This window comes from Neobacillus sp. YX16 (genome assembly GCF_030123505.1).
Classification (GTDB): Bacteria; Bacillota; Bacilli; order Bacillales; family Cytobacillaceae; genus Neobacillus.
Genome location: NZ_CP126115.1, coordinates 1,021,676 through 1,038,047 on the forward strand (window position 1 = coordinate 1,021,676; position 16,372 = coordinate 1,038,047).

20 protein-coding genes are annotated in these 16,372 nt (G+C 40.9%); 18 read left to right on the forward strand and 2 right to left on the reverse strand.

Annotation, left to right across the window (positions count from 1 at the left end):
• Window positions 1–137 precede the first annotated feature (137 nt).
• The 13 genes from uraD to QNH48_RS05000 all read left to right on the forward strand — a co-directional run bounded on the left by uraD (window position 138) and on the right by QNH48_RS05000 (window position 11,083).
• The gene (gene uraD, locus QNH48_RS04940; RefSeq protein WP_283954024.1) at window positions 138–638 is read left to right on the forward strand and encodes a 2-oxo-4-hydroxy-4-carboxy-5-ureidoimidazoline decarboxylase; all 501 of its coding nucleotides are present in this window, start codon (window positions 138–140) and stop codon (window positions 636–638) included.
• A gap of 305 nt (window positions 639–943) precedes the next feature.
• Complete coding sequence (pucL, locus tag QNH48_RS04945; RefSeq protein ID WP_283954025.1) at window positions 944–1,891, forward strand: factor-independent urate hydroxylase; 948 nt, start codon at window positions 944–946, stop codon at window positions 1,889–1,891.
• Window positions 1,888–2,247 carry a hydroxyisourate hydrolase gene (gene uraH, locus QNH48_RS04950; RefSeq protein WP_283954026.1) on the forward strand — a complete coding sequence of 120 codons (360 nt, stop codon included), beginning with the start codon at window positions 1,888–1,890 and terminating at the stop codon, window positions 2,245–2,247. Before pucL ends, uraH begins: the two co-directional genes overlap by 4 nt.
• Before the next feature lie 8 nt (window positions 2,248–2,255).
• Entirely contained in the window at window positions 2,256–3,629 is a 1,374-nt protein-coding gene (allB, locus tag QNH48_RS04955; protein WP_283954027.1) for an allantoinase AllB, read from the forward strand.
• A complete protein-coding gene (locus QNH48_RS04960; RefSeq protein ID WP_283954028.1) occupies window positions 3,568–4,854 on the forward strand; it encodes a M20 family metallo-hydrolase in 1,287 nt (428 codons plus the stop codon). Before allB ends, QNH48_RS04960 begins: the two co-directional genes overlap by 62 nt.
• A gap of 18 nt (window positions 4,855–4,872) precedes the next feature.
• Window positions 4,873–6,120 carry an ArgE/DapE family deacylase gene (locus tag QNH48_RS04965; RefSeq protein WP_283954029.1) on the forward strand — a complete coding sequence of 416 codons (1,248 nt, stop codon included), beginning with the start codon at window positions 4,873–4,875 and terminating at the stop codon, window positions 6,118–6,120.
• Complete coding sequence (locus tag QNH48_RS04970; protein WP_133371217.1) at window positions 6,117–6,419, forward strand: urease subunit gamma; 303 nt, start codon at window positions 6,117–6,119, stop codon at window positions 6,417–6,419. Before QNH48_RS04965 ends, QNH48_RS04970 begins: the two co-directional genes overlap by 4 nt.
• 33 nt (window positions 6,420–6,452) lie before the next feature.
• Entirely contained in the window at window positions 6,453–6,782 is a 330-nt protein-coding gene (locus QNH48_RS04975; protein WP_283954030.1) for an urease subunit beta, read from the forward strand.
• Complete coding sequence (gene ureC / locus QNH48_RS04980; protein ID WP_283954031.1) at window positions 6,779–8,491, forward strand: urease subunit alpha; 1,713 nt, start codon at window positions 6,779–6,781, stop codon at window positions 8,489–8,491. Before QNH48_RS04975 ends, ureC begins: the two co-directional genes overlap by 4 nt.
• A 13-nt stretch (window positions 8,492–8,504) precedes the next feature.
• Window positions 8,505–8,951, forward strand: coding sequence for an urease accessory protein UreE (ureE, locus tag QNH48_RS04985; RefSeq protein ID WP_133371220.1), 447 nt, complete (start codon window positions 8,505–8,507; stop codon window positions 8,949–8,951).
• Window positions 8,944–9,630 carry an urease accessory protein UreF gene (locus QNH48_RS04990; RefSeq protein ID WP_283954032.1) on the forward strand — a complete coding sequence of 229 codons (687 nt, stop codon included), beginning with the start codon at window positions 8,944–8,946 and terminating at the stop codon, window positions 9,628–9,630. The genes ureE and QNH48_RS04990 overlap by 8 nt, the downstream gene beginning before the upstream one ends.
• A gap of 25 nt (window positions 9,631–9,655) precedes the next feature.
• Window positions 9,656–10,267, forward strand: a complete 612-nt coding sequence (gene ureG / locus QNH48_RS04995; protein ID WP_283954033.1) for an urease accessory protein UreG — start codon at window positions 9,656–9,658, stop codon at window positions 10,265–10,267.
• A complete protein-coding gene (locus QNH48_RS05000) occupies window positions 10,268–11,083 on the forward strand; it encodes an urease accessory protein UreD (protein WP_283954034.1) in 816 nt (271 codons plus the stop codon).
• Between the two features lie 93 nt (window positions 11,084–11,176).
• Here QNH48_RS05000 and QNH48_RS05005 read toward each other — a convergent pair whose 3' ends face one another.
• A complete protein-coding gene (locus tag QNH48_RS05005) occupies window positions 11,177–11,812 on the reverse strand; it encodes an FMN-dependent NADH-azoreductase (protein ID WP_283954035.1) in 636 nt (211 codons plus the stop codon).
• 129 nt (window positions 11,813–11,941) lie between these two features.
• On the reverse strand, window positions 11,942–12,091 hold the full coding sequence (locus QNH48_RS05010; RefSeq protein WP_283954036.1) for a hypothetical protein: 150 nt from the start codon (window positions 12,089–12,091) through the stop codon (window positions 11,942–11,944).
• A gap of 518 nt (window positions 12,092–12,609) precedes the next feature.
• Here QNH48_RS05010 and QNH48_RS05015 point away from each other — a divergent pair.
• The 5 genes from QNH48_RS05015 to QNH48_RS05035 all read left to right on the forward strand — a co-directional run bounded on the left by QNH48_RS05015 (window position 12,610) and on the right by QNH48_RS05035 (window position 15,545).
• Window positions 12,610–13,545, forward strand: a complete 936-nt coding sequence (locus QNH48_RS05015; protein ID WP_283954037.1) for a dipeptidase — start codon at window positions 12,610–12,612, stop codon at window positions 13,543–13,545.
• The gene (locus tag QNH48_RS05020) at window positions 13,542–14,570 is read left to right on the forward strand and encodes a DmpA family aminopeptidase (protein ID WP_283954038.1); all 1,029 of its coding nucleotides are present in this window, start codon (window positions 13,542–13,544) and stop codon (window positions 14,568–14,570) included. Before QNH48_RS05015 ends, QNH48_RS05020 begins: the two co-directional genes overlap by 4 nt.
• Window positions 14,571–14,575: 5 nt before the next feature.
• Entirely contained in the window at window positions 14,576–14,806 is a 231-nt protein-coding gene (locus QNH48_RS05025) for an excisionase family DNA-binding protein (protein ID WP_283955683.1), read from the forward strand.
• A gap of 107 nt (window positions 14,807–14,913) precedes the next feature.
• On the forward strand, window positions 14,914–15,264 hold the full coding sequence (locus QNH48_RS05030; RefSeq protein ID WP_283954039.1) for a DUF488 domain-containing protein: 351 nt from the start codon (window positions 14,914–14,916) through the stop codon (window positions 15,262–15,264).
• 104 nt (window positions 15,265–15,368) lie between these two features.
• A complete protein-coding gene (locus QNH48_RS05035; RefSeq protein WP_283955684.1) occupies window positions 15,369–15,545 on the forward strand; it encodes a DNA alkylation repair protein in 177 nt (58 codons plus the stop codon).
• Window positions 15,546–16,372 lie beyond the last annotated feature (827 nt).

The following is a 16,372-nucleotide window of genomic DNA, read 5'->3' on the forward strand; positions in this document are numbered from 1 at the left end:
ACCTAATCGGACCCTTTATGTGAGATTAATAAAAATTGAGAAAGAACAGTAGATGTATTTTTAAGAAATCTAGAATATATATAGTTTTAACAGTAAGACAGCTGTTTGCAGACCAGCTGGAAGGGAGAGGTGAGGCCATGGATTTACATTGTGAGGAAGTTAATCAAATGAACAGGAAGGAGTTTATACAAAAAGTAGGCTGGGTGTTTGAGCACTCACCGTGGGTGGCTTCAGCTGCGTGGGAAAATATCCCTTTTGAATCTCGTGAACACCTTTTACAAATGATGATAGACATTGTTCAAAATGCGGAGGAATCTATGCAGTTAGCCCTACTTCGTGCACATCCAGATTTAGGAACAAGATTGCAAATGTCAGAGATTTCTCAAAAGGAGCAAGCTGGTGCAGGGCTTGATCAGCTCACAAAGGAGGAATTTGAGGACTTTGTTTCCCTCAATCAGTGCTATGTACAGAGATTTAAATTTCCTTTTATTATGGCTGTGAAAGGTCAGAGCAAAGAAAGTATTCTTGCTGCAATGAAGCAAAGGGTTCATAACTCTTACGATGAAGAGTTTAACATCGCGTTACTTGAAGTCTATAAAATCGCAGGCTTCCGATTGAATGATATTTTCATAGTATGAAGTTCATGATGACCGAAATCCAAGGAAAATAAGAAAAGTGGTAACCATGAGACGTTCATGATGACCGAAACCCAGGGAAAATAAGAAAAGTGGTAACCATGAAGCGTTCATGATGACCGAAATTCAAGGAAAATAAGAAAAGTGGTAACCATGAAGCGTTCATGATGACCGAAATCCAAGGAAAATAAGAAAAGTGGTAACCATGAAGCCTTCATGATGACCGAAATTCAAAGAAAGTAAGAAAAGTGGTAACCATGTGAACTTATATATTAAGCCTGTCTAAAAAACAAGAGGAGGCTTTAAATATGAAAAGAACGATGAGCTACGGAAAAGCAGATGTTTGGGTTTATCGGACCTACGCTAAGCCGTTAACGGGTATTCGTTCCATTCCCGAGTCCAACTTTTCCGGCCGGAAAAACATTCTGTTTGGCATGAATGTAAAAGTTGCTGTAGAAGGTGAAGCATTTTTTTCTTCATTTAAAGAAGGAGATAACACATTAGTGGTCGCAACGGATTCAATGAAAAACTTCATCCTCAAGCATGCAGGAGATTATCAGGGTGCGACACAAGAGGGATTCCTTGAATTTGTTGCCCACCGCTTTCTTGAAACCTATTCCCATATGACAGGCGTCAGCATCTCAGGAGAACAAATTTCCTTTGAAGAGCTTCCCGTCCCCACAAATGGAAGCTTTGAACCAAGTCCGCTTGTATTTCGTTATTCTTTAAATGAACAGGCCGGAGCCTCGGTTGAGGTGAAACGTAATAAAAACGAAACCATCACTACCAATCAAATAAGCAGTTTAAAGGGTCTGAAATTGATCAAGGTAAAGGGGAGCTCGTTCTACGGCTACGTAAAGGATGAATATACGACATTACCTGAATCTTTTGATCGCCCGCTGTTTATCTTTTTAAATATAGATTGGCGTTATAACGATCTTGAAGATGCAAGAGGAAATACATCTGATGGTTATGTGGCAGCAGAGCAGGTAAGAGATATAGCTTACACCGTCTTTCATGAGGAAAACTCACCTTCCATCCAAAATCTAATTTATCGAATTGGTACAAGAATCCTAGAGCGCTTTCCCCAGTTAGCAGAGGTTCGATTTGAATCGAATAACCGGACTTGGGAGACGATTTTAGATGAAATTCCTGACTCACAAGAAGGAAAAGTTTTTACTGAACCCCGCCCCCCATATGGATTTCAATGTTTTTCAATGAACCGTGATGACCTCAAGGAGGACCCAATTAAATGACAGGGAAGCTGACAACGCATGTCCTCGATATAAGCATAGGAAAGCCAGCTAGAGGTGTGTTAGTGGAGTTAGTACGTGTTGGTCCAAATAATGGGATAGAAACAATCCAATCTTTCTATACAAATGAAGATGGCAGATTAAATCATCCCCTATTGGAAGGGGAATATATGAAAAAAGGAATCTATGAACTTCATTTCCATGTTGGAGACTATTACCGAAATCGAGGAGCATCCACTGAAAATCCCTCGTTCCTAGACTGTGTGCCCGTACGATTTGGTATTTCAGAACCGGCTTCCCACTATCATGTGCCGCTTTTGATTTCACCAGGAGGGTATAGTACTTATCGAGGGAGTTAGGAGGGAAAATGAACACAGAACTTTGGGTGAAAAATGGATATGTTTTTACCAGTGAAGGCTTTCGGTTTGCTAGTATAAAAATTAAAAATGGCATAATAGAGGCTCTATATGATAGTGAAATGGAACCACAAAAAGAATACGAGAACAATTTTATAGATGCTTGTGGTTGTCTAGTGGTACCAGGATTTATCGATTCGCATGTTCATTTTAACGATCCAGGCCGGACGGATTGGGAAGGAATCGAGACCGGCAGCCGTGCTGCAGCCATTGGGGGAACCACAACTATTTTTGATATGCCCCTGAATTGTTCTCCATCCGTGACAAACGTGAAAAATCTACAAAATAAAAGAGACTATTTAACCTCTAAGTCTTTTATTGACTATGCACTATGGGGTGGCATGACTGGTAATAATGTTCAAAATAAAGCAGAACTAGCTCAAATGTCTGAGGGGATTATCGCTTGGAAGGCATTTATGTCAGATAGCGGCATCGATGATTTTCCCTATGTCGCACCAAATCAATTAGAACAGGCTATGAAGATTGCTGCAGAACAAAATAAAATCCTTGCTCTTCATGCAGAGTGGCAAGAGGAGATTAATAGTTTTACCACTTTTAATAAAAATCAAAAGGGGATGAATGAGCGGAAGGCATTTCTCGCTAGCCGGCCAATATCAGCTGAAGAACAGGCAGTAAGCTCTGCAATAGAGTTAGCTGCAAAATATGATACGACAATCCATTTCGTTCATATTAGTTCGCCGAAAGTAGTTGAAATGATTCAACAAGCAAAGAAAAGTGGAATTAACGTTACCGTTGAAACCTGTCCCCATTATTTAATTTTTGACGAAGAAGATTTCCTTAAGAAAGGTGCCATTCTAAAATGTGCCCCGCCGCTTCGACCACGGGAAGAAGTAGAAGGATTATGGGAATGTATCACCAATGGCTGGATTGATACAATTGGCTCCGATCACTCGCCATGTCTTTATTCCATGAAAAACACTGATTCCATTTGGGAGGCATGGGGTGGGATTCAGGGGGTGCAATTTACCTGGCTTGCATTACTGGATGAGGCATTGAAAAGGAAAATCCCACTTAAAGATATACTCCCGTTGGGCACTGCTTATGTGGCTGATCGTTTTGGAATATCAAAGAATAAGGGAAGAATCCGCCCTGGATTGGATGCAGATTTAGTCTTGATTTCTTTGGATGAAACAACGTTTGTCGACCAGCCTACGATTGCTTTTCGAAATCAATATTCTCCCTATGAAAATAAAACTTTTTTGTTAAAAATAAAGAAAACCATTTTAAGAGGAAAAGTAATTTATGACGAACAAACAGGGGGAACGGAAGAAAAGTATGGTCAGTATATACAGCCAAGGAAGTGAGTTTATGGGTCAATACCCCATTAATCTAGAAGAGACAATTGAGTGGTTAGCTTCATTTGGGGGAGAGCCAGATGGAGGTGTAACTCGAACACTTTATTCCCAGCCTTGGAAGGAAGCCCAGCAAGCCTTAAAGGGCTGGATGGAGGAAGTGGGGCTGCTAACATATTATGATTCTATTGGAAACTTATTCGGAAGATTGCCTTCGCCTCATCCGAATGCCGAGACAATCCTAATTGGATCACATGTCGATACCGTTAAATCAGGTGGTAAATATGATGGGGCATATGGAATTATAGCTGGAATAATGGCTTTAGACTTTTTAAAAAAGAAGTATGGCCAGCCCGCCATTAACCTTGAGGTGGTTTCTTTTTGCGAAGAGGAGGGGAGCCGCTTTCCATTGGCATTGTGGGGGTCAGGCATGATGACTGGTCTATATTCTTTTAAAGATATTGTGGATATTAAGGATTCAGAGGGAATTAGCTTTGAAACCGCCATGATGGCTGCTGGATTTGGAAATTCTGAATACTGGGTCCGAAAGGATATTCAGACCTTTATTGAATTACATATCGAGCAAGGACCCACCCTTGAAAAAGTAGAAAAATCAATTGGCATAGTAAAAGCCATTGTCGGTCAAAAACGGTTTCGAATTACGGTGAATGGTGAATCTAACCATGTTGGTACAACCTCGATGAAATGGAGAAGAGACGCTCTTCATGGGGCGGTAAACATGATTCATGACTTATATGAAAGTGTGAAGGAATACGACGAAGATCTGGTAACAAGTGTTGGACAGCTATTTGTAGAACCCAATGTACCCAATGTAATTCCTAATCAGGTTCAGTTTACAGTAGATGCGAGACATCCAAACGAAAGTGTTTTACGTTCCTTTTGTCAGCAATTTAGTCAGCAATTTCAAGAGCACGCCAAAAAAAGGAATCTGAATATCCATGTGGAAATGTGGCATGAAGTTCAGCCTGCCCAGATGGATAACAAGCTTAATGAAATCATTCAAAATATCTGTACTAGCAGCGCTATTTCCTTCTATAGAATGAATAGCGGTGCGGGTCATGATGCTCAGTTGTTTGCACGAGTTTGCCCAACGACAATCCTATTTGTACCCAGTCAGGGCGGCATTAGTCATTCACCTTTAGAGTATACGTCGACGAAAGACTTAGAAACTGGTCTTAGTGTACTTACACAATTATTACATCAATTAGCCTACTAACAAAGAGGAGGTTTTTCTTTGAATCAGGATAAAGCAAAAATGGTGCAGTGGATACAGGAGCATGAGGAAGATTTAATTTCTTTTTTAAAAAAATTAGTGCAAACACCATCGGATAATCCATCTGGTGATTGTTTACCAATTGCCAAAGTTTTAGCGAAGCAGCTTTCCGGACTTGGGTTTGAAAATGTATCTCTTCTTGAAGTAGACGAAGAAAGTGTTAATGCAAATGGAATGATTAGTATGGCTAACGTCCTTGTCCCCACAGTCTTTGGTGAAGGGACAAATGTTGTTTTAAACGCGCACGGGGATGTAGTTCCTCCTGGATTAGGATGGAGTGTCGACCCCTATGGAGGAGAAATTATTGATGGAAAAATGTATGGGCGAGGAGTCGCGGTGTCAAAGTCTGATATTGCTGCTTATTCCTATGCAGTGCTTGCTTTAAATCAGGTCAAAGAAAAGCTTTCTGGAAGGGTGGACTTGGCATTTACGTTTGACGAAGAAACAGGAGGAGAAATAGGTCCCAAATGGCTCATTGACCAAGGTCATATCAAGCCTGATCAAGCGATCGTTGCAGGGTTCAGCTATTCGGCTGTTAATGCTCATAATGGCTGTCTGCATTTTGAAATCAAAACAACGGGAAAGTCAGCACACGCTGCCCTGCCGCATACAGGAATTGATGCAGTTGAAGCGACGTCTAAACTCATAAATGCTTTATATGATTACCGTAAAACACTGGCTGAAAAGAAATCATCCATTCCAGGAATTGATTTTCCAACCTTGAATGTGGGACTCATTTCAGGCGGAATTAATACCAACGTTGTACCAGATGAATGCACGATTAGGGTGGATCGTCGATTAATCCCTGAAGAGGACTATATTGCCGCAGAGGCTGAGTTTAGGGAACTTGTTCAGCAAGCAGTATCAGATATCCCAGGCATCAAAATTGAAATCAGGAAAATCCTTCATGCAAAAAGCTTTGGACCAGTTTCGAAAGATACACCTGTGGTTCAAGCATTGGCTGCAAACTGGAAATTAATTTTAAAGGGAGATGGGGAGTTACCGGTCCACGGAGTACCTTTATATACAGATGCCCGCCACTTCTTTGCAGCGGGAATTCCTACGATTATGTTTGGAGTCGGACCAAAGGTGTTAGAAGAGGCAAATGGACACCGTGCCGATGAGAATATCCGTCTTTCTGATTTACAGGCTGCTACCAAAATCATTTCTTGTACCCTTTATGATTTATTAGCAGGAGGAAAGTCATGAAATTAACCCAGCGCGAGCAGGAAAAATTAATGATTGTTGTCGCGGCGGACTTGGCAAGGCGTAGAAAAGACCGCGGATTGAAATTAAATTACCCTGAAGCGATTGCCCTCATTACCTATGAAATTATGGAGGGTGCTAGAGATGGTAAAACCGTGACGCAGTTGATGAGTGAAGGGACAACGATTCTTTCCACCGAGGACGTGATGGAGGGAATACCGGAAATGATTCGCGATATACAGGTGGAAGCCACATTCCCGGATGGCACAAAGCTCATAACCGTTCATGAACCAATTCGGTAAAATGCCAGTTTAATAGTAAAGGCGGAGAATTGTATGATTCCTGGAGAATATGTATTAAGACAAGAGCCGATTGTCTGTAATCAGGGGAGACCAGCTTCTAAGGTACTGGTACTAAATAAAGGGGACCGTCCTGTACAAGTAGGTTCCCATTTTCATTTTTTTGAAGTGAATGGATCTCTCCAATTTGAACGGTCGGAAGCATATGGAAAACACTTAAATATTCCGGCAGGGACTGCTGTCCGCTTTGAACCTGGTGATGCAAAAGAGGTAGAGCTGGTTCCATTTGCGGGTAAGCGTGAAGTTTATGGTCTAAATAATAAAACCGATGGTCCATTGGAACCGAAAAAGGGGGACCCAACATGAGTTTCAAAATGTCTAGAAAACAATATGCAGACATGTTTGGTCCTACTAAGGGGGATGCCATACGACTAGCTGACACCGATTTATTTATAGAAATTGAAAAGGACTATACCATTTATGGGGATGAAGTGAAATTTGGCGGCGGCAAAGTTATTCGTGACGGGATGGGACAGCATCCGCTTGCTACACGTGCTGATGGGGCACTCGATGCTGTCATTACCAATGCAATTATTGTTGATTACACAGGAATTTATAAGGCAGACATCGGGATTAGAGATGGCAGAATTTCAGGAATTGGAAAAAGCGGTAATCCACTACTTATGGATGGAGTGGATATGGTCATTGGGGCTTCAACAGAGGTCATTGCAGGCGAAGGAATGATTGTCACTGCCGGAGGTATTGATGCCCATATCCATTTCATTAGTCCTCAGCAAATTGAAACAGCACTATCCTCTGGGATTACGACTATGATTGGAGGAGGCACTGGTCCTGCTACTGGTACCAATGCGACGACTTGTACTCCCGGTGTGTGGAATATTCACCGGATGCTGGAAGCAGCAGAAGAATTTCCGATGAATCTTGGTTTTTTAGGAAAAGGTAATTCCTCATCTGAAGCACCGTTAATCGAGCAGGTGAATGCAGGTGTCATTGGGCTTAAGCTCCATGAAGACTGGGGGACGACCGCCTCAGCTATTGATCACTGCTTACAGGTGGCTGATCAATTCGATGTCCAAGTTGCCATCCATACCGATACCTTAAATGAAGGCGGGTTTGTCGAAGATACGCTGGCTGCCATTCATGGCAGGGTCATACATACTTACCATACTGAAGGGGCTGGGGGAGGGCATGCCCCTGATATTATTAAAGTTGCCAGCTACCCTTATATTCTTCCTTCCTCAACCAATCCGACACGTCCTTATACTAAAAATACATTAGATGAGCATTTGGATATGCTCATGGTTTGTCATCACTTAGACCCTGATGTTCCAGAGGATATCGCTTTTGCTGACTCGCGTATCCGTAAAGAAACCATCGCGGCAGAGGATATTCTCCATGACATGGGCGTATTCAGTATGATTAGTTCAGATTCGCAGGCAATGGGTCGTGTCGGTGAAGTGATTACAAGGACTTGGCAGACAGCAGATAAAATGAGAAAGCAAAGAGGGAAATTGCCAGAGGATACAGGTATTGGAGATAACTTCCGTGTGAAGCGATACGTCGCTAAGTATACCATTAACCCAGCAATTACCCATGGGATTGCCGATGAAGTTGGTTCCATTGAAATTGGGAAACTGGCTGATTTGGTGATTTGGGATCCAGCTTTTTTGGGAGTTAAGCCTGAGATTGTTATCAAAGGTGGCATGATTGCCCACAGTTTGATGGGAGACCCAAACGCTTCCATCCCTACTCCTCAGCCTGTTTTGTATCGTCCGATGTTTGCATCCTTTGGAAAGGCAAAATACTCTACATGTATTACCTTTTTGTCAAAAGTGGCAATTGAACTTGGTGTTCATGAAAAATTGGGGTTGAAAAAACAAATTAAGCCGGCACATGGAACCCGTCAACTTTCAAAAAAGGATATGAAGCTCAATGCTGAAATGCCAAAAATTGAAGTAGACCCGCAAACATATGAAGTCATCGTGGATGGAGAACTTGTAACCTGTGAACCTGCAGAAGTACTGCCAATGGCACAGCGTTATTTCTTATTTTAGGAGGAGCAAAGGTATGATTATTACTAAGATCGTTGGAAACGTGGACGATATCTCGTCTGCCGGCAGGCATATAGAAAGAGTTTATTTATCAAGCGATGACTTAGTAAAACGAATACAGCGCGTGACAACAGACCATGGAAAAGAAGTGGGAATCCGCTTAATGGAGCAGAAGGATTTGATGGATGGAGATATTTTATTTATGGACGAAAGAAATATGATTGTCGTTAGTGTAACAAGTGATGACCTTCTCGTGCTTCGTCCTGCAAATATAAAGCAAATGGGTGAAATCGCTCATCAGCTGGGCAATCGCCATCTGCCTGCACAGTTTGAAGAAGAGGAAATGCTCGTTCAATATGATTATCTCGTTGAGGAGCTGCTCGTCCAATTAGAGATTCCTTTTACAAGGGAAGAAAGAAAAGTAAAAAGGGCATTTCGACATATCGGTCACAGTCATGGATAGTCAGCTTTTAAGCTTACTGCAATTAGGAGATTCAAATTTTCCATCAGGAGCTTTTTCTCATTCTTTTGGATTAGAAACCTATATTCAGGACGAAAGAGTCCATAATAAAGAAACATTTTTTGAATGGATTCGGATTTATTTGGTTAAACAACTAGCTTATTCCGATGGGTTAGCCTGTCGCTTAACCCTTGAGGCACTAATGAATCAAGATGTTGCTGAGATTTGGAGCCTCGATCGAAAATTGTTTGTGCAGAATATGCCGGAAGAATCCAGACAGGCGAATCGTCGGATTGGTGAAAGACTAGTGGTAATGGGAATGGATCTCTATTCCATTCCTTTATTAGAAGAATATTTGAAAAAAATACGTGCAAATGAAGCTTTTGGACATCCTGCAATAGCCCTTATGATCATTTGCCATTTTTTAAAGATTGATAGAAACCAAGCCATTTTAATCTTCTTACATTCTACGATAGCCACACTTGTTCAAAATGGCGTTCGAGGAATCCCGCTTGGTCAGACAGCCGGTCAACGGATTCTACTTGAAATACATCCAGTTTTGTTGAAAACAGTTAAGTGGATTGAAGCCATAGATATAGACGATTTTGGAGCAGTTGCGCCAGGGATTGAAATTGCGCAAATGCGCCATGAAAAGCTGCATGTCCGATTGTTCATGTCGTAAAACTTAAACGAAAGAAGGCGAGAGGATGGAACCGGTACGGATTGGAATTGGCGGACCAGTAGGAGCAGGAAAAACAATGCTGGTCGAGCGATTAACGAGATACTTAAATGATGAATTTAAGATGGCTGTTGTAACGAATGACATTTATACAAAAGAAGATGCGCAGTTTCTGATGAAAAACAGCGTTCTGCCTGCTGATAGAATAATTGGAGTTGAGACTGGCGGATGCCCGCATACTGCTATTCGAGAAGACGCGTCAATGAATTTTGCTGCCATGGAGGAATTAAAGGCAACTCATCCGGACCTTTCGATTATCTTTGTTGAAAGCGGTGGCGATAACCTGGCTGCCACCTTTAGTCCGGAGCTTGTTGATTTTTCTATTTACATCATTGATGTTGCCCAAGGGGAAAAAATCCCTCGCAAAGGCGGACAAGGAATGATTAAATCAGATTTGTTAATTATCAACAAGATAGATTTAGCTCCGTATGTCGGAGCCAGTTTGGAAGTGATGGAAGAAGATACGAAGGCCGCGAGAGGGAAGAAGCCATATATCTTTACTAATTTGAAAACAGACATAGGACTAGATCTCGTCGTAGATTGGCTAAAAAAAAATGCGTTATTGGTAGGATTGGGATAAGTGATTACCACAGGATATTTAAGACTAGCCGCAGTGCGGAAAAAGGAGAAAACCATTTTTAAAGAAACCTATTCAGAGGGAGCTTTTAAAATAACTAGGCCAGTATATCTGACTTCGGGCGGAGAGGCGTATGGGTACGTGATGAATCCTGGCGGAGGCTATGTTGACGGGGATTCTTATAAGATGTCTATTGTTTTAGAAGAGGAGGCGGAAGTTTTGTTAACAACTCAATCCTCCACGAAGATTTATAAAACAAAGACAAAGCCAGCTATTCAAGAGATGGACATTCATTTGAAAAAGGGAAGTCTCTTAGAATATCTGCCAGATCCGGTTATTGCTTATCAGCATGCATGCTTTAAGCAGAATATGATTGTTCATATGGACAATGGTGCTTCTCTGGTTTGCTGCGATATTTTTACACCGGGCTGGGCCCCGGATGGCACTCTATTTCGCTATGACTTACTCCAATCGAAGATGGAAGTCTATTTGGAACAGCAGCTTGTTTTATTTGATCATATCAAACTAGAACCAGATGAGGATATGACAGGAATAGGCTACATGGAGGGATATACCCATTTCGGCACGATGATTATCATTGATGAGCGGGTGAATAAAGCATTATTAGAAGAAATCCATGACCTTTTAGAGCCTCTTACCGAAATCAGAATCGGTGTCTCCATGCTTGCGGTTCCGGGATTTGCACTGAGAGTACTCGCATACTCAACACAAGCTATAGAGTATATTCAAAGTGTTACCCACGAACTCATCAGGAAAAGAATCTTGGGGAAAGAACCTGTCTTTTTACGAAAGTATTAAGGTGGAAAAAACGGTTGGCACGTAAAATAGGAATACAACACGTAAAATCTTAGGAAGTTCAAAGAGCCAACGTATGCTGTTGGCTCTCAGGCATTAAAACGTATGTGCTAAATCTTTAGCCCGCGCGATGGCGTTTTCTTTGATTTCCTGAGCTTTGTCAGGCATTGCATTATGCCCTTCAACAAATAATCCTTCGAAAGAAGGGACTCCATAGAATTGCATCATAATATCCAGGTAGCGGTGACCCATCTCCATTGCTGCAGCAGGTCCTTCGGAATAGATACCACCGCGGGCTTGAATATGAAGAGCTTTCTTATCTGTTAAAAGGCCAATCGGACCTTTTTCGGTGTATTTGAAGGTTTTGCCTGCTACTGATACTGCATCAAGATAGGCTTTCATCACAGGTGGAAAGGAAAAATTCCATAATGGAGTGACGAATATATATTTATCAGCAGAAATAAATTGCTCACTAAGCTCCGAAAGCCGGCCGACTTTTGCTTTTTCTTCTGCGGAGAGCTCATTAAAGTCTGTTCCTGACCGAAGCTTCCCCCAGCCGCTAAAGACATCAACGTCAATATGTGGAATATCCTCTTTGTAAAGGTCCAAATTAATAATTTCATGATTTGGATTCACTTCTTTGTATGAGTCAATAAATGATTTACCTACTGCCATACTATAAGACTGAGTATCATCATGAGGATGAGCTGTTATGTACAATACTTTTGTCATTTTTGTATCGATCCTTTCTGTATCTAGCTTGCATTCTAGTTTGTGCATTGAATGTAAGTTTATGCAGATACAAAATCAGATAAAAACCAAAAATAAAAGGAATTTGCGTTTGGCAAATTCCTTTTATTTTTAGTTATTATTTTCGCTGAAGTAAGGGTTTCCACTAATGCTTGAACGCATTTCGTCCGTTAATGTGAATTGCTCATTTGCTGTTGAATTACTTGTGGAAGTTTCATTGTTTTGAATACTTCCATCATAATGAATTGGTTTATTTGTCATAGGTAAATCCACCTCCATTAATATAGTGTATACATAATTCTACTATTTATTTATCGCGATTAATAGGTAATTTATAATATTCTAAATGTTATTATACTGGTAATAATTTACTATATAAGTGCTAGTATTTGGTATAACACCTTTCCTTATTTAACCTTTCTCTGATATTTATGATAAAATTTTTTAAAAAGGCTATGTTAAATTGGGCTGTTGATTTGTGCTCCACTAAGGAATGCTTCTTCGAATAATCACCGCAGGGACAGGCCGTCTCTGCCTGTCCCGAGGCGCTTCGCTTTCCGCAGGCGGTTCGGGAAGCCTCCTCGGGCGCTAAGAGATAAGTGGGGTCTCCCCTGTCCCGTCCTCCTGCAGGACATTGATTTACTTCCTCGAATCTGCCCACGCACGAAGAAAATGCGATAGCATTTTCGAGGAGTCTCGCGCCTTCCGCACAAATCAACAGAGTTCTAAAATCAACAGTTACCTTTAACAAAGCCTTTAAAAAAGGAGTCGGGCTCATCATGAAATTAATTGACCTCCATTGTGATGCATTACTTAAACTTTCAGAAGGAAAAGGCTCGCTGCGTTTTGCAAATGCAAAAGAATTGCAGACGAATAAAATGAGGCTGCATAAAGGGCAAGTCAAGGTTCAGTGCTTTGCCATATTTATTGAGCCAGACATTCCTTCTGACCAGAAATTTCAAGAAGCACTCGTACAAATTGATTATTTTTACAAAGAAGTACTCGGGAAAAACCAAGATATGATTCACATTAAAGAATGGTCTGATTTTGAAAACATTAATATCGGCCAAATTGGTGCCATGCTAACCCTTGAAGGTGTGGACGCCATCGGCAACGATATAACGAAACTCCACATCCTTTATCAACTGGGTGTTCGTTCGGTGGGTTTGACATGGAATAATGCGAATTTAGCTGCAGATGGAGCCGGCGAACCACGTGGCGGCGGGCTTACGCTTTTTGGGAAAGAGATCGTGCAGTTTAATAATGACCATCAAATTCTGACGGATATCTCTCATTTGAGCGACAAGGGGATTTGGGAGGTCATACAATTAGCTAAATATCCAATCGCCAGTCATTCAAATTCAAGATCTATTTGTCATCATCTCCGCAACTTAACAGATGAACAAGCGACTGCGATGTTTAAAAGAAATGCGATGGTTCATGTTGTCTATTACCCCCCATTCGTAAAGGAAGCTGGAGAGGTGAAAATTTCAGACTTAATAAAGCATATCGACCACTTCTGTTCTTTAGGCGGTGTGAAGCATATTGGGTTAGGCTCTGATTTCGATGGAATATCAGTGTTTATTACTGATTTAGAGGACGCTTCGAAATCCCAAAATCTCATAATTGAATTATTAAAGCATTTTAAAGAGGATGAGGTGAGAGGCTTTGCTTACCAAAACTTCCTCGACCACCGTCCGGGAGTGTTAGGATGAAAGTTAGGCAGAATGGAATAAGTGTTGGCATGTTGCCGACAGGTCCAAAAAATTGCATTACTGATGTTGCAGGCGTAAAGGTAGGTCATGTAACGCTTGATTATCCGCTGGATCAAGCAGGAGATGACTATGCTTGTACCGGAGTAACAGCGATACTGCCTCACAAAGGCAATGTATTTAAACAGAAAGTAACAGCTTCGAGTTATGTGATTAATGGCTTTGGAAAAACAACCGGCCTAGTTCAAGTAAATGAATTGGGACAGCTTGAATCACCGATTATGTTAACAAATACGTTTGGAGTACCTGCTGTCACTCAAGGGACTTTAGAATACATGCTGGCGGAGAATCCTGAAATTGGGGAAACAACAGGTACAATTAACATAGTTGTTGGAGAATGCAATGATAGTTACTTGAATTCCATTAGGAAATTTCCAGTTAAACCGGAGCATGCAATAGAAGCGATTAGAGATGCTTCAGACCATCAGGCTGAGGAAGGGGCTGTTGGTGCTGGTAAAGGGATGATTTGCTTTGGTTACAAAGGAGGGATTGGTACGTCTTCGCGTACCATCGGAGAATACACCATTGGCTGTTTAGTTCTAAGCAACTTTGGTAAAAAGGAAGAACACCAGACATTTCGGTATTCAAAAGTGGAGGGGCTCTCAGATACATCAGATGGCTCGATTATCATTGTGCTCGCAACAGATGCTCCTTTAAGTGACAGGCAGCTATTGCGTTTATCCAAACGCTGTGGAATTGGTCTCGGCAGAACAGGCAGTCATTTCAGCCATGGCAGCGGGGATATTGTCATTGCCTTTTCGACAGCTCATAAATCAGACCATTTTTCCGAAGAATCGACGGAAGAAAGGATCCAGCTTCGCGAAGACCATCCCCTGATGAACCAGCTATTTACGGGCGCTGCAGAAGCAGCAGAGGAAGCAATCCTAAACTCACTTTCACAGGCAGTGACCACAAAAGGAAGAGCGGGAAGAGTTGTAAATAATATTACCTTTACGGGCGAGGAATGAATGATATGTATCTAACCATAAAAGAAACAGCAGAATATTTATCCATGCCAGAAACAAAAATAGAAGAACTAATCAAACAAAAAAAAATCCGAGCCATCCATGACGGAGAAGGCTGGATCATCAACAAAGAACAATTCAACACCCATCTAAAACAAATCGAAAAATACAAACACCTGGTCGAAGAAATCCTCAGCGAACCCATCCCAGAAGACCACGATATTAAGGATGAGGACTGATGGGTGCTTAAATGGGTGCCTGTCACCGTCCGTGGACAGTGTCCACGTGGAATGGACACTAACCCAAAACGCTTAATAAGGAGGGGTTTCTAGTGGGGGATTTTTTCTTGAAAAGAGTTTATGAATCATATGATGAGTCAGATGGTTTTCGGATTTTAGTGGATCGATTGTGGCCGCGTGGGATTTCGAAGGAGGCTGCTAGGTTGACGGCTTGGCAGAAGGAGGTGGCTCCTAGTCCTGAGCTTCGTAAGTGGTTTTGCCACAAGCCCGAGTTGTTTGAGGAGTTTCGTGTAAAATACATAGAGGAATTGCGTACGGATGAACAGAAACAGAAGATAATAAAAGAAATTATTACCATGACATCAAAGGGGAGAGTTACTCTACTGTACGGAGCAAAGGATCCTGTATATAATCATGCAATTGTTTTGCAAGATGAGTTAAACAAAATCATAGATTAAGAAAAAGAAAAGAAGAGGAGCCCTTCCATAAAAAAGGCTCTTTTCTTACGTTTAGTAGTTCAGATAACGTGGAGATACAATAGAATTAACAGAACATCAAATTACTGGAAGATATTATTTCTAAAACACAAGCTACAAATGAATTTTTTATAAATAAGGCTATTAGTTGTGCACTAAGAGAATATGGAAAAGATTACCCTAATAAAGTAATAGAATTGGCAAGTAAATATCCATTATCAAAGTTTAGCAAGAGAGAAGCTTTAAAACAAATAGCACTTTAATCAATTTTCGATCAAAGGACTGTTAATTGTAGATTACTCCCATAAAAGAAGAGCTCAGCAGTCGTTTTGGAATCGTTATTGGGTCAGATCATAATTGGCGAGTTTCTTTATTAGGAATATAAAAACCTTATTTATATAAATATAACCTCTTTTACTTGTGTAAGGTTAACCGTAATGCATCAAAATGAGGTTCTCTTGGATTTTTGAGATAAAACTCACTCCCTTTTTAGATGTATTGCCCTTAATCAGTAACCAGTAAAAGTAAAATAAGCGGAGATTTTCCGGTTAGTTTCAGAATAGGGTTCGTTTCGGGGGATATAAGGGGAGGTTTTCCGGTTATTCAAAGCAATATCCACCATTTTAACGTTTTTCGAATCAATAGGCGGAATCTCTCCGTCTATTTAAGCGAATTTCAAGGCTATTTACAAAATAAGCGAAATTTTTCCGTCTATTTATCAGATCGGATGTTTAACCGTATCCCCCAGCCGATATGGCGGACCTTCTGAATTCTGGATGCAGGAATCAACAGCTTTTTATCGACCAGCTATAAAGATCAATAAAATTGGTACTAAAAACGGTACTGCAAATAACAGAAGTTTTGACCCTCTATAATAACAAAGCACCCGAAAATGGAACCCTTTACAATATAAACTCTGAGCTTTTTTTAGTGCTATTTACTGTATGAATTTCAACTGTTATTTAGTCTGTAATTTAAGGTTTTCCACAATGGCTGAACTACTTATTTTCATGTATATATCTTTATTTATCTTAGAGGATTATGACATAAATCTCTTGAATATGTAGGATATAGATTTGATCAATGGAGG